The organism is Paenibacillus sp. FSL R5-0923, from assembly GCF_038009145.1.
Taxonomy (GTDB): domain Bacteria; phylum Bacillota; class Bacilli; order Paenibacillales; family Paenibacillaceae; genus Paenibacillus_AQ.
This window is the reverse complement of sequence record NZ_JBBPAT010000001.1, coordinates 3,609,915-3,633,236: the sequence shown is the minus strand read 5'-3', so window position 1 is coordinate 3,633,236 and position 23,322 is coordinate 3,609,915. Positions and strand designations below refer to the sequence as shown.

General features: G+C 47.0%; 15 protein-coding genes. 1 reads left to right on the top strand and 14 read right to left on the bottom strand.

Annotation, left to right across the window (positions count from 1 at the left end):
* Window positions 1-83: 83 nt before the first annotated feature.
* The 3 genes from MKX35_RS16230 to MKX35_RS16220 all read right to left on the bottom strand — a co-directional run bounded on the left by MKX35_RS16230 (window position 84) and on the right by MKX35_RS16220 (window position 5,180).
* Window positions 84-938 carry an AraC family transcriptional regulator gene (locus MKX35_RS16230; RefSeq protein ID WP_052404329.1) on the bottom strand — a complete coding sequence of 285 codons (855 nt, stop codon included), beginning with the start codon at window positions 936-938 and terminating at the stop codon, window positions 84-86.
* A 186-nt stretch (window positions 939-1,124) separates the two neighbouring features.
* The gene (locus MKX35_RS16225) at window positions 1,125-2,906 is read right to left on the bottom strand and encodes a methyl-accepting chemotaxis protein (protein ID WP_076300872.1); all 1,782 of its coding nucleotides are present in this window, start codon (window positions 2,904-2,906) and stop codon (window positions 1,125-1,127) included.
* A 162-nt stretch (window positions 2,907-3,068) separates the two neighbouring features.
* Window positions 3,069-5,180: a glycoside hydrolase family 52 protein gene (locus MKX35_RS16220; RefSeq protein WP_076300892.1), complete on the bottom strand. Its 2,112-nt coding sequence runs from the start codon at window positions 5,178-5,180 to the stop codon at window positions 3,069-3,071.
* A 173-nt stretch (window positions 5,181-5,353) separates the two neighbouring features.
* Here MKX35_RS16220 and MKX35_RS16215 point away from each other — a divergent pair, with 173 nt between their 5' ends.
* Window positions 5,354-6,268 carry an AraC family transcriptional regulator gene (locus MKX35_RS16215; protein ID WP_076300871.1) on the top strand — a complete coding sequence of 305 codons (915 nt, stop codon included), beginning with the start codon at window positions 5,354-5,356 and terminating at the stop codon, window positions 6,266-6,268.
* Between the two features lie 76 nt (window positions 6,269-6,344).
* On the opposite strand, the gene MKX35_RS16210 is transcribed toward MKX35_RS16215, so the two are convergent.
* The 11 genes from MKX35_RS16210 to MKX35_RS16160 form a co-directional block, all read right to left on the bottom strand.
* Window positions 6,345-7,082, bottom strand: a complete 738-nt coding sequence (locus tag MKX35_RS16210; RefSeq protein WP_143759585.1) for a carbohydrate ABC transporter permease — start codon at window positions 7,080-7,082, stop codon at window positions 6,345-6,347.
* A 629-nt stretch (window positions 7,083-7,711) separates the two neighbouring features.
* Complete coding sequence (locus tag MKX35_RS16205) at window positions 7,712-8,371, bottom strand: VOC family protein (RefSeq protein WP_076286706.1); 660 nt, start codon at window positions 8,369-8,371, stop codon at window positions 7,712-7,714.
* Window positions 8,372-8,519: 148 nt separating this feature from the next.
* Complete coding sequence (locus tag MKX35_RS16200) at window positions 8,520-9,092, bottom strand: hypothetical protein (RefSeq protein WP_076286705.1); 573 nt, start codon at window positions 9,090-9,092, stop codon at window positions 8,520-8,522.
* Window positions 9,052-9,498 carry a hypothetical protein gene (locus MKX35_RS16195; RefSeq protein WP_076286704.1) on the bottom strand — a complete coding sequence of 149 codons (447 nt, stop codon included), beginning with the start codon at window positions 9,496-9,498 and terminating at the stop codon, window positions 9,052-9,054. Before MKX35_RS16195 ends, MKX35_RS16200 begins: the two co-directional genes overlap by 41 nt.
* A gap of 351 nt (window positions 9,499-9,849) precedes the next feature.
* A complete protein-coding gene (locus MKX35_RS16190; protein ID WP_076300869.1) occupies window positions 9,850-13,107 on the bottom strand; it encodes a hypothetical protein in 3,258 nt (1,085 codons plus the stop codon).
* Window positions 13,108-13,191: 84 nt separating this feature from the next.
* Window positions 13,192-14,595 (bottom strand): FAD-dependent oxidoreductase, encoded by a 1,404-nt coding sequence (locus MKX35_RS16185; protein ID WP_081383074.1) that lies wholly within the window; start codon window positions 14,593-14,595, stop codon window positions 13,192-13,194.
* Entirely contained in the window at window positions 14,532-16,652 is a 2,121-nt protein-coding gene (locus MKX35_RS16180) for an MGH1-like glycoside hydrolase domain-containing protein (protein WP_076300868.1), read from the bottom strand. The genes MKX35_RS16185 and MKX35_RS16180 overlap by 64 nt, the downstream gene beginning before the upstream one ends.
* Before the next feature lie 30 nt (window positions 16,653-16,682).
* Window positions 16,683-18,212, bottom strand: coding sequence for an extracellular solute-binding protein (locus tag MKX35_RS16175; protein ID WP_076300867.1), 1,530 nt, complete (start codon window positions 18,210-18,212; stop codon window positions 16,683-16,685).
* 52 nt (window positions 18,213-18,264) lie between these two features.
* Complete coding sequence (locus tag MKX35_RS16170; protein WP_076286699.1) at window positions 18,265-19,137, bottom strand: carbohydrate ABC transporter permease; 873 nt, start codon at window positions 19,135-19,137, stop codon at window positions 18,265-18,267.
* Between the two features lie 3 nt (window positions 19,138-19,140).
* Complete coding sequence (locus tag MKX35_RS16165; protein ID WP_076300866.1) at window positions 19,141-20,100, bottom strand: ABC transporter permease; 960 nt, start codon at window positions 20,098-20,100, stop codon at window positions 19,141-19,143.
* Window positions 20,101-20,347: 247 nt separating this feature from the next.
* On the bottom strand, window positions 20,348-22,636 hold the full coding sequence (locus MKX35_RS16160; protein ID WP_076286697.1) for a helix-turn-helix domain-containing protein: 2,289 nt from the start codon (window positions 22,634-22,636) through the stop codon (window positions 20,348-20,350).
* Window positions 22,637-23,322 lie beyond the last annotated feature (686 nt).

Below are 23,322 nucleotides of genomic sequence, written 5' to 3'. Positions count from 1 at the left end.
CTTATTATAGGAGCTGGCAACAGCTCTCTAATTGAACAAAACACTTCTTTCCTTGAACAAAACTCTCATTTGCAAGAATAAAATCAATAAATCATATGATTAGGTTTGGAGGAGCTTTGATTCGCATACAGCTTTGGGGTTAGGCCGGTTTCTCGTTTGAATAATCTAGTAAAATGACCTTGATCGGCAAAACCAACCTGAGATGCAATTTCCTTCAAACCAATTTTTCCGGAACGAATAAGAAATTTAGAACGTTCGATTCTCAGGCGAATTAAATAATTATGGGGAGTATATCCTGTCTGTTGTTTAAAAATCCGAATAAAATGCGACTGGCTCATATTAGCCATGCCAGCGAGATCAGTCAGTTGAATCTCATCTTCTAAACGCTCACGCATAAATTGAATGACCTGAAATATTTCTTGATTGGCTGGCGTTTTTCGGTTTGAATGCTGGGGAATCACTGAAGAATAGTGTTGTAACAAGTGAATAATTAACATGTTGGATAAAGAGTCGCTATATATTTTTCCTTTGGCACCGCCATTCTGTAATTCCTCCAGCATCCAAAGCCCTAATTGCAGTAGCTTGGAATCCTTGACATGAAATTTGCGGTCCAACTGGATATGGCCTTCCTTTAGATAACCAGATTCACGAGCAATCTCTTCGAGTACCGCTGGCGTAATTTCTATTTTCAAAAAATAGAGCGAGGTTCTGCCCCAAGGGCAAAGAAGGCTCTCATTACAGGGGGTAATATGAATGGTGTAGTAATTTTCGTAGTAGGCTGTGCAGTGAATTCCTATTAAATATTTAGACTCCGAGGATGGGGTGAAAGCTTGCTGCGGGCTATACCATTGCGAAACCTGAAGCTTATCCCAACCAAAAGTATCACTTGCAAGGACAGGCTGAGCAGCTGCAAAGGACGATTCTTCCATTTCTTTCATATTCATCCCCCTTTTCCCTTCAATATAGCAAGCCAGTATACGCTCCGCGTCAATGAGCTGTAAAAGCTATATTAATTTCCTCATAGTATTCAAAAGGTTATTTACGTCAGAACAGCAAAAAAGAGGGGTTAATTCCCCTCTTTAATATTTTACATATTCTATTTCTGTAACTCTAAGTCTGAACATCTATTCCAATTTAAACTGATTTACTAAAGCACGCATCTCATTTGAACCCTCTTGGAGCTTGCGAGCAGATGCGGCAATTTCCTCCATAGATGCAAGCTGCTCCAGAGTGGCAGCAGATACTGTCTGTGCAGCCGAAGCTGAGTGCAATGAAACCTGCTCGACCTCCATCACCGCAGCAGATATTTGTTCGGAGCCCGTGTACATCTGTTGTGCAGCGGTCGAGGATTGCTCCACCTGATCTACGATGGTCCGGGTGGCCTGCAAAATGCGTTCAAATGCTTTACCCGTATCATCAATCGCTTGAACCCCTGCTGCGACTTCATTTTGGCCTTTACTCATCGAATGATGGGCATGACCTATACTCGTAATAATTTCTTCAACCATGACTGAAACCCTTTCAGCTGCTTCACTTGTTTGTCCTGCCAGCTTACGGACTTCACTAGCTACCACTGCAAATCCTCTGCCTTGTTCTCCTGATCGAGCAGCTTCAATTGCCGCATTAAGCGCTAATAGATTCGTTTGCTCAGATATTCCTTTAATAGTACTGACGATGGTGCCTATTTGTTGAGACTGGTCATTTAAACTAGTAACGGTGATCCCTAAATCATCAACAGTATTACTTACTGCGTTCATTTGCTCGGAAGAGTTAATGATAAGGCTGTTTCCTTTATCAGCCTCTTCCAGTGTTTGCATGGACAGCTGATAGGCATGTGTAGAGGCTTCAGCTACTCGCTGAATCTCTTTTACCATCTCCTCCATCGATTGGGAAGTCTCCTGCGTTGAGGAAGCTTGTTTCTCACTATTGTTCGCCACTTCAGTCATTGAGGATGAAGTCTGAACAAGTGCCGCTGTGGTTTCACCTAACGTTGAAGACAACTGTTTGGAGGAAGAAGCTAATAACTCCGAGCTTATGGTTAAATTCCCAACCAATTGCCGAATATTACCCGATAATTGATTAAAGCTGATTCCGAGCTGTCCGATCTCATCCCGATTGCGCACAGTCAATGCTTTACCGCTTAGATCCCCTTGAGCGATCCGTTCAGCTTCACGGGCAATGCGTACAATCGGTCTTGAAATATGTTGTGCAAATATGTATATTACAGCGATTCCGATGACAACGCATACAATCAATGTAGTAATAATTCCCTTTAGAATGGTTTGTTGCCCGGTATTATAGTCTTGCATATAAGAGCCTGCAGCTACGACCCAGCCCCAAGAGGGCGATAGTTTAGCATAAGATATTTTCAACGCTTCTTCTCCTACAGCGTTTCCAGTACCATCCGATTTAGGTAGCGGCCATTTATAGTAAGTAGCTCCACCACCGTTCTGTGCTGCTTTAATCAAATCCTGTATGTAAAAAGTACCGTTTGAGGTTTGTTTATCCCAAATATTATCTCCCTCTAGTTTGGGATGAGCAAGCAGTTTCCCTTTGTTATCTAAAATAAAGAAGTAGCCATTTGGACCCAAATCAATTGATTGATTAATAGGCCGAGTACCATCCTCATTTTTGTTTCCAAGTAGTAAGGTCCGTACTTGCTCTTGGGCTTCCACTTCAGTCAACTGCCCCGATTGAACGGAATTTTCCAAATTCTCAATTAAGGCGACAGCCAGGTTTACGCTTGAACTCAGTTTACTCTCAATGAGCTGATTCGTTTCTTTGACTGAAATCTGATAAATAACTGCTCCTAATATTCCGATGGGAAGAATTAGTAGCGTGAGTGACATCATGAGCAGTTTTTTCCGAATTGTTAGTCGCAACCTTGTACGTGTAACTTTTACCATATACACCGCTCCGCATCCTATTAGAATTAATTACAAATTAATACTATAGTACTAGTTTTGGGAATATAAATCAAAAAAAGAAATTCATAATTTAACAAAAAAAAGCAAACGCTCCCCTAATAAGAGGTCCGTTTGCCATTTATTCAATGAAACTCCAAATCCCTACTTCTCATCCAACCACAATATCGCTGTTACTCCACGAGGATAATATTTACTGCCCGTAATCTCCCCGGAAATAATTTGATCACTCCAGCTGAAGATCGATAATTCTGAATGGGTAAGCCATGCCACGTGAGCGCGATCTGCTGCCGCTCCGCGTTCATCCCATTCCAGTCCCAGAATGTTGCGGGCGATGAACTGCGAGAGATAGATTTTGCTAAGCCAGCTGTTATTGCTAGTGGATGAGATTTTCCAACCGCCGTCATCAAATAAGCAAACGCCCGGCTTCAACACCGCATGAAGATGTTTGTCGAGTGCGCCGATATATGCGGCGAACCGTCCATTGCGATCAAGAGCTTCCTTACAACCCGTATAGTATGGGAATACAAGACCCTCGATAGCTGGAATGATCTTGGAGTCGTTACCTTCTCCAATCACAGCCGGGATATATCCATCTGCTGTAACGCTTGCCACCATCGTTGCGGCGCATTTCTCTGCCCCTGCCCCTGCTGTTTTGGACAGCTCCGCACGCTCATACTCTGCAAATATTTTCTCCATAGCTAAGTAAGCCGCCCAGCATTTTCCTGCCAAGTAAATATTGTTGCGAGCCTGACCTAAAGAGACATCCAGACTGTCATAGGTAGTAATCTCTGCTCCACCCATCGTACGTGAGCTATCTAGCGCCATAACACCGTTTCTTTGCTCAGGATCTGGATGATCCCGATTTAACATACTATTCAAGCACTTCTCCAAGATACTCAGATTACGTTCCATCCAGCTCCGATCACCTGTGTGCTCAAAATAAGTTGCCGCACTCAGCACCCAGTTTACCAATTGTTCATGTGTCATATGAGAGAAGCAACCATCAATGCCATATAACTCATAGGAGGAATAGCCCGGACGTGAAACTACGTTGGCTACACCCATATCATGTGTGAAGCTAATTCCACCTGGATACTCTGTATCATCCCCAGGGAAACGTACCGTATCTTCATAGCTGAATCTTTCTACGAACATATCCAGCTCATTACGAACCGTCCAAGGATTCAGACGCAGCTCGTAGAATAACTGATCGACGGTCAGATCAAAGGTATTCATCATCCGGTATTCGCCTTCGTTGACGATCCAGAATGGCTTATTCTTATTATCCAGTAATTGTGTGGAACCATAATAACTACGAATCGCATGCGCTAGCATAAAGGTTTGGTCTTCGGATAGGTTTGCATGATTAAACATCTCGTTAGCCTTCTCCGCTGCTTGTTTAAGAACATCGAATTTAGCTAATGCATATTCGGCTACTGCCTCAGCATTGTTGAAATAGCGATTATAGTAATAGGAAGCATCCATACCAGAGGTAACATAACCCGAACGGTGGAAACAAATCGCAAACCGGTACGTTTCTTTTACTCCGGCTGGAACATCTATGATTAAAGCACCCACGCGACCCAGTCCAAAGGTCCAATTTTCCTGAAGCTCCTCACTTAGAATATCCTCCATCGTGAAATGAAGTGCGGACTTTGTAGTGCCTTTCTCGGCAGCAATCGCAATAAATCTTCCTTGTCCAACGCCTGTAATTTCAGATGACACATCATCCAGTCTTCTCATTCCGCTATACAAATCTGTTCCCTGAAAACCAAAGAACGCGCGACGTGAGGTAGCTGATGAGGTGTTATCCACTTCGAGCTCAACCAGTACTGCTGGCAACAACACTTCCTTCATTTCTTCCACAGACGCAGTTTCAGGATCTGGTACTGATCGAACTGGCGAGAGAATCCGGAAGGTCAGATCCCCCGCACTCCAGCTGTCTGTAGCTACTTGAAAATCTCTAGAAATCTCACGATCTTGAAAAGGGAACAGAATATTCTCCTTGTTTGGATTGGGGTCTGGATTCTCGATGTCATAGCGTTTGCTCTCGTCATCTCCGCCAATCTCGTGAAATGGTAGTGTGTCATACCCTTTCCCATCATTGCGTTCTAATCCTATGAATATATTCTGTCTAGGAGGTTTGGCCATCTCCAAATCGAAACCACCACTAGCTCCTTTAAATCCTAAGGTAAAACTCGCAAATGCACCGATCGGTGAATGATGAGCATTAAAAAATTTATTATGTGACATAAATAAATGCACTCCCTCCAACATGATCCCGGATACCTCCGGGCTATATATCCATGTTATCGATATTTCTGGAAGTGCAACAGGGCTAAAGCCTTCTATTATTTGGGCAAATCAAACATCGATAACAACCTATGATATAATTAAGCCAAATTTTATTGTAAAAGAGGATTGAAATGATCTCGAATGATCCCGCCTTCCATAATTCTATTGACGGTCAGATGTCACCAGACATTCAAGCAGCCTTTCATATCTTCGCCGCACATTGGAGAAAAGTAAATTTGGATTGGCAATATCCTGTACACACTCATCCGATGTTTGAGATTAATATTGTCCTTCAAGGTGAGCAACAAATGACGGTAGGCAATAAGTCTTTTATACAGAAAAGCGGCGATATTTTATTCATTCGTCCCGGTGTTGAGCATAGTAGTATGGGTTCAAATGCTGACTGTGACATGACTTATTACTGCCTGCATTTTGATATTGATGACCTGATTTTGCGGCGTGCCTTACTTACAGCAGATGCTGTTAGTCTCAGCGGGAACACCCCCGAACTGCTGGCCATCCGTTCCGCGCTAGATGTAATCATTAACTCTTCCATCTTGTCAGAGTCTAAAGACATACATAGAAATCGCTTGATCACACTGCATGCTTCACTGCAGCTTCTGACCGCGCTCAGCGGTTGGGTGCTTTCGGAAATGCCTCTCCCAGCAGATACAGAAGCTACAGAAAATACAGTTGCCCTAGCTAACGCTATTGAAGGACTATTGCAGGAATCCGTCTCCACCGCTGCCAGCACAGGCGAAAGAGGTGGCGGTATTGAGGACATTGCTGCCAAGCTCGGATATAGCACTACTCACTGTAATCGTGCTTTTCATCAAATCTATGGGATGTCACCAAGGCAATATTTATCACGCTTAATCATTCGACACGCCAAACTGCTGCTGATGGATAATAGTCTATCTGTCGAATCGGTTGCTCAACGACTGGGGTACCGTGATGTGTCCCATTTCAGCAAACAATTCAAACGCTGGACAGGTCTCCCGCCAATGGGCTATCGCCGTTTAACTGCGAATCCAAGTACACTTTAAAGATCTTTACGCCTACGAAAAAAGGGGTGTATTCCGCTGTCCACTAAGTGGTTACAGGATACATCCCTCTTATGAATTACCCCTTCGTCGCTCCCGACGCAATCCCCTTCACAAAATACTTCTGCAAAGCGATAAACACAATCAACACAGGCACCACCGACATCGCTGTTCCCGCAAAAATCATATCCCAACGGGAAGAGAATTCTCCGATATAACGGTAAATTTCCACAACCATCGTCTTAGCCTGTCCTGAAGGTAATACCAGCATCGGCATCAAGAAATCATTCCAGATTCCAAGTCCGTTCAAGACAACCATACTTGCCGTAACAGGCCCTAATAGCGGGAAAACAATTCTCCAAAATATCCCGTACCGAGAACAGCCATCAATCTCTGCCGCTTCTTCAATTTCTCTAGGTATTCCTTTGACAAAACTGGTATACAGCAGACATCCAAAACCTACTGCACCGGCTACATAAATAAGAATGGGTCCCGCAAGGCTACCGTACAATCCTAGCATTCTAAGCTCTTTAAACAAAGGAATCATATACGCCTGAAAAGGAATCATCATTCCGGCCAAAAAATATACGAACATAAACCGAGTCCATCTAGTATTTCTACGTTCAATGGCATACCCTGCCATGGGAATGATCAAGACCTGTGCGGAGATAGACACCGCTGTCAGAATCAGACTGTTCAGAATCGCTCGTGGAAACTCTGTTTCTGTTAACAGGTATTTAAAGCTGTCCAGATAAAGGGTTTTCGGAAAAGCAATGGCATCCTTCATGATCTCTGCATTACTCTTAAAGGCCGACATCAAATTAAAGAAAATAGGAAAGAAAAATAGAATAGCCACTACTAAGGTAACCAAAAAAAGTGCGATTTGCCCAACTGGAAGACTGTAATGATCAGTATGATTAAGAACAAGACCATGGCCAGCGCCGTACCAAAACCTTGTCTTAATTCACCAAACCCAACTTTATAAATAATATAAGTTAACAATATGGCATACAGACTCCTCCAAAATTGAGTTATTTATAATATTCTTACACTAAAGAAGAATCTACATTGCTTTATCAAGCAAACCAGATCTCCGTTTCCGTTTCGTTTTGATTTATACTAATATATTATATATATAAAGCACGCTTGTTCTCTATTCTTGTTTCCTGAGTTAAACTAACCTACCCGATCAATGAAGCATCTTCAGTCTAATACTTTATTTTCTCAGTCTACAACTTTATTTCCTTTTGACAGCATTTAGACTGAATGTCTTTATTCCACGAGGCTTTTCGAACTATCATACCATCAGAATCCATAAAAATAAGTTTTAGACTGACCCTAGAAATTGAAACAGCGACAGCAAAGGACGATAAAATCCTCGACTGTCGCTGGTTCATTTAACTAACGTTTCCCGTTAGTTGAAGAAGCGGCCTTTCTACGTAGGTTCTATAACCTCGTGACATTCATTCCATTTGAATCATCGAGGGTAACTTCACAGACATCAGTCTTTATTGTTAGTTTATATGGATACGATTCTTTGTCTGACATAAACCAGACCCTGCCTTCCTTTACAACAATAAGCAACCCTTGCTCGTCACCGACAGCAGCAAATTTGCTATGATATTCCCGCCAAGGAAAGATCCTTGCATGTGATAGTTTGAGTACTGCATTTTCAACGTTGGGTACAGGCAAACCGATTTCACTTACGCATAATAAACTCGCTTGAGAAAATAATTGATCGGTTGAATTGTTCAAATTATGCCGTGCAATCAATTCTACAAGATTGCCTGCGGGATCACAGAAATAAATAGAATGGGCATTCCAGTCCTTGAAGTGCACTACTTGCTTGTCTTGATCGAGTATTATAGGGACCTTAGGAGTTATCCATCGCACCGCCTCGTCCATTTTGTTTTCAGGTATATTAAAAGCAAAATGATACATAGGTTTTACGCTTTGTTCAGACTCTTTAAAGGATAGGCTAGACTCCCCAACTTTTACACTAAATGAAGTTTGATTTTCTTTAATTACAGTTAGCCCAAGAGAATCCACATAAAACTCCTTCAATTCTTTAATGGAATGAGCAAGCATCTCTACTTCTCTTATCATTCATTTTCACCTCAGCATTTCTAATAAATATTTCACTTCCATTAATTTACTTAGTTAGAAATTCGGGATCATCGCTACATCATCCTGTCAGTTAGCTGAACAGGCACTAGTGAACGATGTGACGATTTCTTCGATAAATATATCTTGCTTAACTCCACTTCAACTTCCCAAAGCTGGTCCATGATAGATTGCGATATTTGTCTGTCGATTTTTCTCTCTCGTGCACCGAACAATCGAGTTTGTCGATCCCATAAGTTAAGAGGGAAAGAATGAGTCCCGTTGAAAGACCTGCTATTACAGGTGCATGGAAGTTCGCTATCGGTGCTATCCACACCTGGGCCATGAGAAACTTTTCGATTACTTCCTCCAGCAAAATACCGCCCGATGTGACGAGGATAGACATCCCCAACTTCATACACTGGTGATGGACCTCTTCCGGTAACATCTCCTCCGGTGGATTAAGAAGGAAGCGAATCATACTAACAAGGGACATAAGTCCTTCTTTGATGATCCGAACCATGCGTTTCATCGTGGTAATGAAGTTGTTGATCAGGAAGATGATTAGTTCTGATACGAATCCAGTAATTGCACCGTCTATAAACTGCTTAATGACTTCCTTCCATTTGTCCGTGATAAGGAGGGCAATGGATTTCAGGCGTCCTGGAAGCTCGTCCTTTAGTTTAATGGATTGTTTCTTCTTTTTGCTCAGCAAATCTTTCACACTGCACCATGACTTCCTTCCCGACTTTGTTGTATAGACGTTTGTTTCTTTCCCGGCGAGCTTGTGAATAAAGTTCTTTGGCCTGTTCTTTGTCTACTTTATAATACTGCGCGTTTGTCTTTGTTTCGTCATTTGTAGATGGAGTTTCCATCCATTTTATCAGGTCTTGGTCCTGTTTAGACTTATTTAAACTGGCATTCGTCCAAGTCTTATTGTTGTCGCTATTCGCTAAATCCTTGCGTTCATCTACGTCTAGATATAATCGAAGCCAATCGTCATCATGAAGTTCTTTTGCGGATATGACATGTTCGATATGTGATTGGCCATCTCGCTCTAAAGTTTGATTTGTGTAGCCATCTGTAATTGGTACTTCATCTTTGAACCGTTCCTTCCTTGCCCTTTGCATGTCTGCTTTTTACGCATAATGCTCACGCTCGTAAGCGCTCTGATAGTCCCGTTGCTTCTCACCGGACAAACGTTCGGAATAATCGGATCCTTTCTATTTGCGTTAAGTACGGTTGGAATAGCCCCACCATCGAAAGACCTCACCATGTTAAGGGAAAGCCCGAAGGGACCTATAAGACTTTGTAGCCCCGCCTTTGGTTGGACTTTCACCAACTAGATAATGCTTGCCTCTGGGCACGCTATAATAGAAAAAGACAGCCGATCTACCGGCTGTCTCTATTGTTTTTTTATCTCGTGTCCTGTTCCGTGCTTATAAATCAAATCTTCTGCATCTTCGGTTCAGATATGTTCTTTACAGTACCAGCTGTGCGTGGCGAAACAATGAGGGGTTCTTCGGTGTCGTGCCGACTCCTGATCCCCACTGCAAGAAACCATCGCGGGAATCGCCACTGGATCCCCGGTCATCGTCATTCACCAGGAACGAGATTCCAATGGTCTGCATCGGCGGTCCGCTAAACCCTAGCGAGGTCCACGGGACAGAGATGACGTAGTGCATGTTACTTCCGTCTTGAACGATGTTCGCTTTAGCGCCAGGGGTTGGTCCCGACTGCTGGCCGGCCGGCGCCGCGAAGGTGTAAACTGACGGTCCGCTGTCGAGAAGTGCAGCCCCGATTTCAACACGCTGTCCGCCAGCGTGTCCTGGCACTCGGTCATAGGTACTGAACTGGATGGAATCGGTCTGCCATAGTGTGCTTGGAGTGCGCGCGCCGAAATGTTTATCGTCTGTGACCATGGCGTCAATCACAAGTGCGTCGCTGTTGTAGTTGATGCGCAGATGCCCACTGAGATCGCTGTTGCCGCTTCGTGACCCGGAAATCGATACCCATGTCGCTTGCGTCGCCAAGTCGATTGCGGGCAACGATTGGTGGTCTGTGGGCTCGATGGGAGCGTAGGAAATCGATCCGGATAAAGTGTCCGAACCGTTCTCGCTATCGACGGTCACGCTATACCTCAGGGAATCGAACAACGGAATGTCGGAGAGCGGGAACCGCATCGATGCAGTTCCATTCGCAGAGACATTGGCCACATCCGGCACCTCCCCAGATGCCGGCCCAACTTGGTAGGTAACTTGGGTCGCCGTGAAGGCGCTGGTTCGATTATTCTTCAGATCGATGTCGAGAAAATAGCTTCGGGACGTCGCATCTGAGGTGATTGTTGGCTGGACGCTGATCTCGAACGGCTTGACGACATTTGTCGTTACCCTCAAGCCGGCAACAAGACTCGGCTCGTGCTTATTGTTGCCCCCTTTCCCCGGCTTCGCTTTCGTTACATCTACGGCTATAGTTCGCTGGCCAAGGAGCATGGTTGCAGGAACGCTGATAGTGGCGCTCGTTACCTTGCCTGGGGAAGTTCGAAGCTTTATAGGTTGTGCCCCGTTCGCAATGATCGTCAACTCATTGGGAAGATCCGTCTTGCGGTCCGAGCGATCTGCAGTCACCGTTACAAGAACCGCCTCTCCTTTGATCGACTGGTCGGCAACTTTCATCGTGATCGCTGACTGCGCTAAGCCTAAGCTGTCAACATTGCCTGTGACGTAGATCGGGCTGCCGTTGAGCGTCAGAATGACCGCGCCGTCTGTCGGATTCACCGTCTGAGCCGAGCCATATTCATCAGTGACGATCAGAGGCTGGGTAGTATGCAAAGCAATGTCCTCGGAGCCCGTGGACCACATCACCCGAGTCGTCGAGCCTCCTCCTGTGTACGGATACGAGTAGGCGGTAGCGGAGCCGAGGCTGTCGCGGGCACCAAGAGTCTTTCCGGTCACCGCGCGAATGAGCACAGCGTTTGCGACAGCTCCCGGTTTCGGAGCTACGCCGACTACGCCATCGACGGGTTGCCCGAACAGTCCAAAGTGATGTTCCCTATTATTGGGGTCCGTACCGTCATCCATAGCCGAGTACCAACTGAAGACATCCACGCCTGCTGCCTTTGCCAGCACCTGAGCACGCACCAGATTATCCGCTTGCTGGAGCTCCGTAGAGCCAGGGGCATACGTGGGCCAACCGTTCTCCGTAATCCACACGGGGACATGCCGATTTCCAGCCGCCTGCCTCACCTGCTGCACCAACGCAGGAAGCTTCGATACCAATAGGGTTTGCTCGGGCGGGGTGTTTGCCCCCTTGAGAGCGTAACCGTAGACATTCGTCGCGAACGTATCAATGTAGTTGATGCCGCCGGCAGCGAAAAAGGCATTATTCCAGTTATCGTCAATGGTAGATGGAATCGGGCCTATGACATTCGCGTCGGGGTTTCCTTCGTGAATGGGGCCGTACATAGCCTGAAGCATCTGTACATAGCAGGCTGCAGTAGTACCGCAAGCACCGTTGTTGAAGCCGGTGCCATTGAACTCGTTGTAGATGTTGAAATCGCTGACCTTCCCTTTGTAGTGCTCGGCGGCAGCTTTTCCGAACTGACCAAACGCGGCTAGGCCAGCCGCGGAGCTCGGCGTTTTCCCGTTGTCATAATTTGCATTGTTGTAGGCCAGAACACCCTGGGGAGTCATGCCGAGTTCAAGAGACTGTTGTGACTTGGCTTCAAAACCATACCCAGCCCAGTTGTACACGCCTGGCTGCTTTTCAATTAATGACCAGTTAATATCGCTGCGAATGTGGCCATAGCCGATTGTCGCCAGAGAATTCATGAGTCCGTCTTCAAGGGATTTGTAGTGACCAAAGTGTGTGTCGATCCCGAAGAAGGAATCAGGGCTTAAGGCGCCGGCTGGCGTCGGGGTCACAATGCCAAACGTTGTGGTGCGCGTTACCATCTGGTCATCAATCAGGCTTGAGAAAGTGAGGTTGTAAAATCCCGGACCGAGGTCCTGCACCGATAGCGAAGCATGTCCGTCAGCTCCTACGGGTACAGATCCCGTGCGAAGACTCACGCCCTGATCATCCGTAATTTCATATGAAACCAAGTCACCCACTGTGCCAAAATCCAGGTTTGCGGAATTGGTTGTGAAGAGCAGACTCGGGTTCATCACGGATAGCGCTGGGGTCGTTGCAAAAGTCACCTGGACTCGCGCGAAACAGATTTCCGGCATGACGCCATTGATACTGTGAACGCGCAGACGGAAATCTGCACCGTTTGTGCCATTTGCGAACCTAATTCCGTTCAGTTCAAAAATCTGATTTTTCCAAGTCTGACTGCCGCTTGTAGGTATCCAAGGGGTGGCCTGGTATGCGTTGTTTTGACCGTCATACTCGATGGCCATGGTCGTCGCCGCTGCGTCAAAGTAGTCAACGGACACGATTGCGTACGTCGCGCCATCAGGTTTCGCGGAGCTCCCTACATCAATGTAGAGAAAGGGATTTAGCGGATCTTGTGACGTCGTCCAGCACGCCCTGCCGTTCCTGGTCGTCGCAGCGTGTGTCGGGTCTTTGTCTGCGTCACCAGGCCAAGCCTTGTTAACACCGCTGTATATTGGGGGTGAGCTCAAAATTACGTCGACCTGGGGCTGGGCAGCGACGGTATGGGGTGCTACCGCCCCAATAACACTGACTGACACAAGCAAGACAAGTACCAAACGGATCATCAACTTTTTCACGAACATGACGTTCACTCCCTTATCTTGAACTGGAACTCAATCACAAATGACTCTGTAAGCGTTATCAAAGATAATTAGAGTTTTTCCGTATTAATTTATCTCTTCCGCCCATGCAGAGCTTGCTGGCATTGGAATCCGCTCCACCTCTCCTTCTATAAATTGACCACGCAGCTGGAGAAGGAACCGGATGTGGGAAGTTTGAACCTTCCGGACATTCTGTAGCCCCTGGAATACATAGAGCGCAGCAGCTGTACCCGATGCTTCCCCGATGGCGCTTACCGAGGCCATGATCCGGTAGGAGCTGTGAGCTTCGTGGGTGCCGCTGATGCATCGGGAGCTGAGTAATAGATTGGTGCAGCCCTTGGGGATAAGCGAACGGTATGGAATATGGTAGTAGCCTGGCTCAGGGATGCTCTCAAGCCTACTGGCGCCTCCATCCGGACTATGAATATCCAAGGAATAAGCGCATGCTGCCACCATATCATCAAAGCGCCTGCTCTGCAGGCAGTCCTCTGCAGTCAGTTCGTATTCTCCGACAATTCGCCGCCCCTCTCGGATACCCAGTTTAGGGGCGATATATTCCAGCTGGGCATGATGGAAAGCGGGATGCTGCTTAATAGCCTCAAACAGCTCCTGCGCCTGCCGAATACCTTCTTCTTTCCCTCTAATAACTGTTTCCGGCCGGGTGGGGTCTACATCCAGCACCGAAGTAGAGTTGAACAGCAGGGCTTTTCCATCTGGATAAGGAAAACAAGTAATGCTCTGCCGGGTGTTGCCGGTGAGGCCTGCCGCTTTCATGTCGAGGTAATAAGGCAACAGCTCCCTTCGCAACGAATGAATGGCTGACCACTGCCGAATATCCGGCTCCTTCAGCCGGGAGCAGTCTATACCGCTGACCTTGAAGGTGGCAGTGGCGGACTGCAGCTTACCGTCGCCTTCTCTGCCCAGTTTGTACTCCAATCCCGCCAACGCGGAAAGATTGCCGTCGGCAGTGGCGTCGAGGTATATCTTAGCGGTAACCGCAGTTGTTCGGCTGCCCTGAATATGCAGACGGACAATTCGTCCATTCTTCATATCAACTTGGAAGACCTTACAGTCGGTCCACAGCGTAAGGGTCGGTTCGGAAGCCAATAGCCCCTCATATGCAGCCTTCAACTCCTGCTCATCATAGGTAGGAACGAGCTTCTCATTGTAATGCGTGTATGCGGCGGGGAACAACTCCCGGTGAATGCCGCTGGTAATCGGTTTTCCCCGTGAATCCCGGAAGTTGCATATTAAGGATACACTCGAGAATACACCTGTTCCCCCCACTTCCCCGGCTTGTTCGATCAGTAGCACCCTCATCTGCAATCTTGCAGCAGCAAGCGCCGCGCTAATACCTCCGACACCCGCACCCGCGATGATAATATCAAAATCAAAAGACTCTTTGTTCATATCGTTAGACCCCCTAAATCCGTAACTTCTCTCTCCTCTGCGGAAAAACGACCTACCCATACTCGTTGCGGAGCACCGCTATAAACGATGCTGCCATTGCATGAAATCTCGCAATATCCGGGGTTCATGCTGACGTCAATGCTTTGTCCCCTGAATAGGAAACCGGAAACGCGTACCGTACCTTCCTCCGGCGGGTTCGGACGTATCCATAAGCTGCCGTCCAATCCTGGTTCGATACCCGCCATACCGAACAGTAGAGCTTCCATCCCCGATAACCCCGCCACCACATTGGCCCGTTTATGTGCAGGTACAGCAGGCCTGTCACAATAATGCTCTTGCGGATAATAGGGCAGATGCCTTCCCATCCACAGTAAACGCTTCAGTACATTCCAAGCTGGTCCACTTTGGCCATTTTCCCATAAAGTCAAAGCCAGCATCGGTCCGTCTCCCGTGTATGATCCACTGCCGGACCAGTCCGGATCATTCAGTTCATAATGAAGTTCATCCCTGGCGGATACACTGCTTACTCCGTAAGCTCCGAGGAATGCATCGTCTGTTACCTGTCTGAGCATTCCGGCCATCATGGTCTCATTACAAGCGCCAAAGCGCAAAGCGTCATAATATTGGATCGAGTAGATTATTTCCTCGTGGCCCCCGGGATAGAGTGCCTTGAACCAGCCAGCCTCATCATCCCACAGATGCTCCCGGATTGACTTTCGAATCCGCTCCGCCTTTTCCCGCCACTCCTTAACCGGCTCATGGTCTGCTCCTAAATGCAATGCCAACTCCGCCAGACGGTCGTAGCTCCAGGCCCGCTCGGCATTAGGGCTGGCTACAATGTGCTCATAGCCCGCCCCGCGCATTTCGAGCAAATTATGCTGCAAACCGTAATCCAGCAAATCATTCCATTCGGTAAGGCGCTGGTCATCATACAGTGTTAGCAGTCTCATCGCCGGGAACAGATCGCTCCCTTCCCCATGGAGCACAATAGCGGACCAAGCAAAATGGATAAAGGACCACAGGCTATAGGAGTAAGGGACGTCCGCTCCTCTGCCGGTTGGGGCAAACCGAGAGTGGCGGTCAATTCCACTTGCCACCATCAGTCTGGCCAACTCCAGGCTCTTCTCCTTGCCAAGCAGAAGAACCATCGTTTTGGCTGCGTAGCCGCCAACATCCCACGGATAGCAGCATATGCCCGCCCCCTCCATACCAGATACCGCAGGAAACGGCGTCATGACGAACTCAGGGTTTTCCCATAAACATACGAGTCCGCTAATAAGCGAACGTTTATAATAATCCTCCAGCCCAGGAATATCGGATTGCAAGTAAGGCAGACGTTTGCCGGCATCCTCCAATCGCTTCTCCCAACCTACTGTCGTCCGCTGCTCCAGCTCTGCCAGCGTCTCATCCGGGCAAAATGGATTTCCAGACTCGGTCATGATGATGCCAAGACGTACCTCCAGATCTTCCCCGTCGGCCAGCTCCGCTTCCCAAACTCCTTCCCGCAGCAGAGTTACTCGGACCTGTTCATTCTCCCAAACACCGGACACTGCAAAGGTCAAGCCCCCAGATTCGCGTTCGCACAAGCCAGGCTCCAATTCCTGAGCAGGCGCTGCTGCCGCCTCTGGCCAGCCATAGTCCCACAAGTCATAAGCTACATAAGCCGGGCTGCCCGGTGTTACTCGGGGACGCAACCTAACTGGCACCGGGCTGCCGCTGCGGTTGCGGATGGTCACCTTCAGAACAAATCCATGGGTGTTCAATAATGGAACCAGCTCACTGCAAACGCTTAAGGAAATCAGCCTTTCTCCGATAAAATGATGGTATGTGCCACGGCGGAAAATTCGATCGGGGCGCCAGCGCTCTTCGGCGTAAAGTACTCCGCAGTCTCCCTTGCCCAAGTTTCCTGTATCCTCAATATCGTGGTCGTTCACGATCATGTGAATCCCAGCATGCAGATCCTTAGCGGCAAAAGGGGGCGAGTAGCACCCCTTAACTCCCATTACCATATTTCGTTCCGGAGCTACGGTGCTATAACCGCTACATACCCAAATATGCTCCTTAGGCGCAAGACAAGCCCGCAGATCAAATGCAAAGTCCTCCAGCAAATAACTCATAACGCACCTCATTTTCTTTAAATAGCCACATTATTTCTTAGCCTGCTTAGCATACAGCTCCGTATAATCCTTGATCATCTGGTCCCCGCCCTGAGAGCGCCACTTCTCCACTTCTTTATTGAAGCCGTCTTCATCAAGAGTTCCCATAATAAATTTGACACGGGCGTCAGTTATGATCTTGTTCAGCTCCGTTCCCTTTTCCACAGCGGTCTGAGAGATCAGGGGCTCCACCGGGTTGGATACGGCAATGGCCTCGTTTTCTTTCATCATGGTACGGAATTTATTGTCCGTCTCCCCCTTCCCTTTCCAGATCATCAGCGCACCATCATAGGTAGGCAGCTGCTTTAGTGGAGATACCTCGTTGGCATACGCTGTTTGGTCAGTGATTTTCGGTTCTCCGTCCTCTCCTTTGGTGTAATGGACCCCCTCGATACCCCACGTCCAGGTATACAACATTTGGTCATCGACGATTTTGTCAAAGAAACCAAGAAGCTGTTTCAGCTCCGCCTCCGACTTGACTGTAGCCTTTGGGAACACGAACATTCCGTTATATCCAGTGGTCGCAAATACCTGTTCCCCCTTTGGTCCTTGAATTCTGCTGACAATATCAATTTTGGCGTCAGGATTGGCCTTCTTCAGCTCGTTTCCTCCTGTGATCACGAAGTCAAGGGTGGTGAACAGCATCCCGGCCTTACCTTGGAAGAATTGCTCTTGCTGTTTGTTGACTTTGGTAGCCGCAAAATCCTGATTAATCAGCTTTTCCTCATACAGCTTCCTATAGAACTTCATGGCTTCCATATTTTCTTTAGTCATAGACTCGGGAACTGCTTTGCCATCCTGAATATCCCATTGGTTGGGCGCTCCGAAGAAGGACGCGATGGTCTGGAATCCAAGGAGACCTGTGGACCCTGCTCCGCCGGAATCCTCGGCTTCCACCAGCCCGAATGTATCGTTTTTTCCATTTTTGTCCGGATCGTCTAGGGCAAATGCGCGGATAACATTATAGAGATCATCGATGGTCTTGGGTTGCTGCAAGCCTAGATTATCTAACCAATCCTGCCTGAAGGTTATGCCTTGGCGGGCCAAAGCTCTGGCGCGGTACAAACCGTAAACCTTGCTATCTACCGATATATTCTTCAGTACCTGTTCATTGGTGTTGTACTTGCTCAGATTAGGATAGTCCTTGATATAAGGTCCGATCTCCCAGAACATACCCGACCGCTCCGCATTGATGATAGATGAGGACTTGGTATCCGCAATCATCAGTACCTGGGGTAGATCATTGGAGGCGATAGAGACGTTGACCTTGTCATTGTAAGCAGACGCCGGAACCCAAGTGACATTGATTTTGGTATTCGTATACTCTTCGATTTGCTTGATAATCGAATTGTCGGCTTTGGGCGGCTCAGTCGAGGAATACTGGTTCATCATTGTAAATGAAAATTGTCCACCTGCCTGCGGGCTCTTCCCTTCCTGTTTGCTTCCACACGCCGACAAACTTGCGGCTGTCAGAATGACTAAGAGACCTGTCAGGAACATTTTGTAGCTTAACTGTTTCATGTCTTACTCCCCCTCATTATATTGAAGATATTGTATTAAAAGATGAATAGGGTCATCCTTTAACCGAACCTAGCAGCACTCCTTTGGCAAAGTGCTTTTGCAAAAATGGATAAATTGACAGAATCGGGACGGTGGAGAACACAATAACCGCCATATTGATAATCTTGGACGGCGGCGGAGGGGCCTCGCTCATATCAGACAACCCCTTCTCCGAGAGAATCACAATCTGTCTTAGCAGGACCTGGATCGGCCATTTATTCGAATCGTTGATATACAAAATAGCGCTCAGAAAGGTATTCCAATGAGTTACTGCGTAAAACAGTGAAAAGGTTGCCAGCGCAGGCAGAGATAGTGGGATGACTATACGGAATAAAATCCCAAGGTCATTGCAACCGTCAATCTTGGCCGATTCCTCCAGGCCGTCAGGCAACTGCTGGAAGAAATTTTTGATGATGATCATATTAAAAGCACTGATCGCGCTGGGAATAATAAGCGCCCAGTAGGTATTGGTAAGGTGCAGCTCTTTGACAATCAAAAAAGTAGGTACAATACCGGCGTTGAATAGCATTGTGAAGATAACCATGAGCATGACAACGCGCCGTCCGTAAAGATCTTTGCGGGCAAGTGGATACGCCATCAGCACAGTCAGCAGCAGGTTCACCAATGTCCCGATCACAGTCACCCCAATGGTAACTGCCAGGCTGCGCAGCAATATTGGAGTAGAGAAGATATATCGGTAGCCCTCTAACGAGAATTTCGTTGGAAATACGAGGAAGCTCTTGGACAGCACCTCCTGCTCTGTAGCGAAGGAAATCAATATGATGTAAATAAACGGGATGATCATCACAGCCGATACCAATAGCAGGATTGCGACATTGATCCCGTCAAACATACGGGTGCTCCAGCTTCGGTTTTGTTGATTCATAGATTAATACACTCCTTCCTCGCCGAATCTTTTGGCCAACCAGTTGGAACCGATGACCAGTACAAATCCAACCAGCGACTTAAAAAGGCCAACAGCGGTACTGAAACTGAACTGCCCTTGCGTAATCCCCGCCGTATATACATAAGTATCAAACACTTCTCCGACCTCACGGTTAATCGGATTTAGCATCAGGAAAATTTGCTCAAAGCCCGTATCCAAAAAGCTTCCCAACCGGAGGATGAAAAGAATAATAATGGTGGAGCGAATGGCCGGAAGTGTCACATGCCATAATTGTCGCAACCTTCCTGCACCATCCATTTTTGCCGCTTCATATATCTGGGGATCAACTCCTGCCAAGGCTGCAAGAAATATAATGGTTCCCCATCCCGTCTCCTTCCAAATCACCTCCAATGTAACCATGGTTCTAAACCAGCCTGAACTGGCGAGAAAATTGATCTTATCTCCACCCATTGCCATAATGGCTTCATTCACCAGTCCGCCGTCGATTGTAAAGAAGGTATAGGCGATGCCGACTACCACGACCCATGAGACAAAATGCGGGATGTAGATGACGGTCTGTATGGCTCTTTTTAATTTCTCACGGCGCACTTCATTAATCATAAGAGAGAGCAGGAACGGTGCAGGAAAGAAGAATAGAATATTGTATCCGGCCAGTACCAGGGTATTCCTCAGAAGCATCCAGAACGCGGGATCATGGAATAGCCGCTCGAAGTGTTTCATGCCAACCCACTGACTGCCGAAAAAGCCCAAGAAAGGCTGATAATCCTTGAAAGCCAAGAGAAGTCCCCACATCGGGGCGTATTTGAATAATAGGAAGTAAAGGACCCCGGGGGCCAGCATCCCGTACAACCATTTGTTTCTCCGTATCTGCCCCCAGAAATAGGGTCTCTTTCTCAACGGGGCAGATATTTCAATCGCAAGATTTCCTTTGGGTTGATTCATCTTCGACTCCACCTTCGTGTTATTTGTGCGTACCTTCAAGATAAGCGTCCGACAAGCCGACGTCTATAATCAAGGGATAATCATCAAGGAAGGTATTTGCCACTATTTAGGTTATAATCATGATCACGTGCGGAACAATCATGAGGATACGATCAGGAGTAACTTCTTGTTACTCTGTAACATCATAATGAAAAGACCCCCAACGACAGGCTGTGGACCTATCGCAGGGAGTCTTCGGCTGAAGCGTTCATTTTTTCTGATGGCAGTGCAAATCCCGGTATTGTCCGGGCGTCATGTTCTCCATCTTGCGAAAAAAGCGAATGAAGTTCTGGGGATTGGTGTAGGTTAATCGATCCGCAATATCTCCGATCTTCATATCAGTCTCTACCAGCCATTGCTTCGCCATCTGTAAACGGTAGTTTTGCAGGTACTCGCTGAAGCTGATCCCCTTTTCCCTGCTGAACAGCGGCCCCAAATGGTTGGGGTGATAATTCAATTGCTTTGCGCATGCTTCAAGCGTAAGCTCGGTGTCGAAGTTCTGATGGATCATATCAGTTAGCTGGTCCGATATTTTCTTGACATGAGACTTTCTCTGGTGCTCCAGCCTGCGCATGATTGGAGTAATGACTGTCTCACTAAACCAAAATCGGATTTCCTCCTGGGATTTTAGATCAAGCAATCTGTCAAAAAGCTGTTTTTCCTGATCGGGTGGAAATTCCGCGTCTGTATTCTTCTTTGTATCTGCTGTTATCTCGGACTGTCCAAGCTCGGTCAGTATCGTGTACAGCCTGACCAATGCCATCCGATATTGGCGCCAGTCGGCTTGCTCTTCAAAGATCAATCCAATGCAGCGCTCCAACAGTTCGTCAGCCCTTGTCCGCTCCGCGAGCTTAACTGCATCGTAGAGCTCTTTGGCTGCACGGTGCGGGAACACGCTGGATACTAAGTCTTCAGGCTGGACATCATCGATAAACAGAACTGATTCCGCGCCGAAACGGATCCTATAGCGAAGCGCCTCCAGTGCTTGCTTGGCAGAGATAGAAATATCGACGAGCTGATTTTGGGGACGGCTGATGCCGATGCTAATATGCAGCTTCAGGTATTGCAGTACTGTTCTCTGGATCAGTTCTGCTACAGCAAACAACCGGTTCTTGTACTCCACATCCGTAGTTACGGCACCTCCGACAACCGTGATCTGGGATTGTTCCAGCAACACAGAATCTAGCCGTTCCTCGGCGGGGATCAGCTCGCCGACGATATTGGCGATCGCGAAGAGCAGCAGATCACGGTCGTTTTCGCTATACCGGGACCGCTCCAGAAAATCGATCTGAATGGCGAGTACGGCATACCAGTTCCAATCGGCGTGATAGCCATATTCTTTCAATCTGGCCGGTAACTGAGATTCTTTCTCCTCGCCGCGAATCAGCTTCATGACAAAAAATTGCTTTAGTTCCCGTACTTGTCCTGTCAGCTGAGCCAGGAGGCGGGATTCCGTCTGCAGCATGGATTGCAACCGACAGCCGATCATGGTGAATTCGTCGGTACGGGCTTCATCTGGCGGATCTCCGAATCTGCTGGCAATCGTTGCGGCCAATTTCCGAACTGGCCGGTAGAAATTACGGGAACCAAGTAGTGCGAGTCCGCCGGTTATCAGAACCATGAGCAGGCATACAAACAGAGTAACCCAGCCTATAGAGCGGGAATCTCGGGTAATATCCTTGATGAATATGGCGGAAACATAAATCCAGTCATTATAACTTGACTTACGAACGATAACGGTTGTATTGTCCCCATCAAGCTCAACGTTGAATTGTCCTTCCGTTTCATTTCGCCTTTGCATCTCGGCAACAAGTTGCTCAAAACCGGATTGCTGTATTTTCCGATCGCTTCGGGACAAAAGCCGGTAATCTTTATCCATTACCATAATGCTACCGATTTGGTTGTCGGCCGCCAGAAGGCTCGCCAGCTGCGATTCGGCGATGGTCACGATGGCCAGTCCGTTGGCTTTCAGCGAATTCAACGGGATTTTCTTCACGAGACTAATACTTGGCGAGCTTTTGTCCTCGTCCGTTACCCAAAGAGAAAATGAAGGCAGCTTCTCATACCGGAGAAGATGATCCAGATTCCTTACATCGTCAAATGTAAAAATATTGTTGTTGTCGACGCCCCATTTACCTTTTAAATTTACTACAGTCATATTGTTTATCGTCAGCTCGAAGGTTTGGCTGCGCACCATGTTCTGGTACATCTCATTATAAACCTGATAATGGGCTGCAGAATAAGGGAGCGACATCGCATTCACCACAAGGGGCGAGCTAATATACTGCGTAACCGAATGATCGATCGTCTTGAGGGTTTGCTCCACACGAAGTTGGGTCTGCTGAAGTGTCGCCATGCTGCTCTGGTTTACCTTGTCCTGCACGATTGAGGAAGCTTTGAAATATGAGATGATTCCAACGATGATCACTGGAATAGAGCCAATCAGCAGACTGTACATTAAGAGACGGGTGAAATAGTTGCTGGAACGAATTTTCATGGCAACTCCCTTGTGAACGTTTTCAATAATGTTTCACCTATTATAGAGATGAGATTAAAGGAAGTCCATAATCAGGACATAATCATTAGAACGGATTATCTGGTTTGATTCGTTATCAGCTTAGCATAATGTTGAATACACTTTTTTTGACATCAAGCGTGATCTTATATTCAACGGCATGAACATGAAGAGAAACGTACTTTTAGGCTTTTAGGGGACTATTTGGGGATTCAGTTATATTTTGATTTTTTACCTGATTAGGCTTTTTAATTAAGACAAATCGACCATCTACATGCTACCCTTGTCGGATAATCAAACTTAATAGACTATCGCATTGGCTAGGGTAGAGAACCTCGCTCGTCTTGATTCATCAGGTATGACAGACATTCTGTAACCTCCTAGAGTTCACATTAGTTTGGCTGCATTTCTTTAGTCATAATGCTAAGACTGCGTCTTTCAATGGAATTCGGCGATTGTTGCGCTATCCTGCCCGTTGAGAATAAGACAGCTGATCTCCCGGCTGCCTCCCCAACTGTTTTTTTATCTCTCGTGTCCCTTCAAATATTAGACATACATCTAATCAGCTATGATTCAAAGTTCTTGTTCATTTCGGCTAACGATGTAAGTTCTTGTACTCAGCTCGGGACAAGAACTTGGTTAGTCTGAAGTTGAATTTCGGGGTTAGC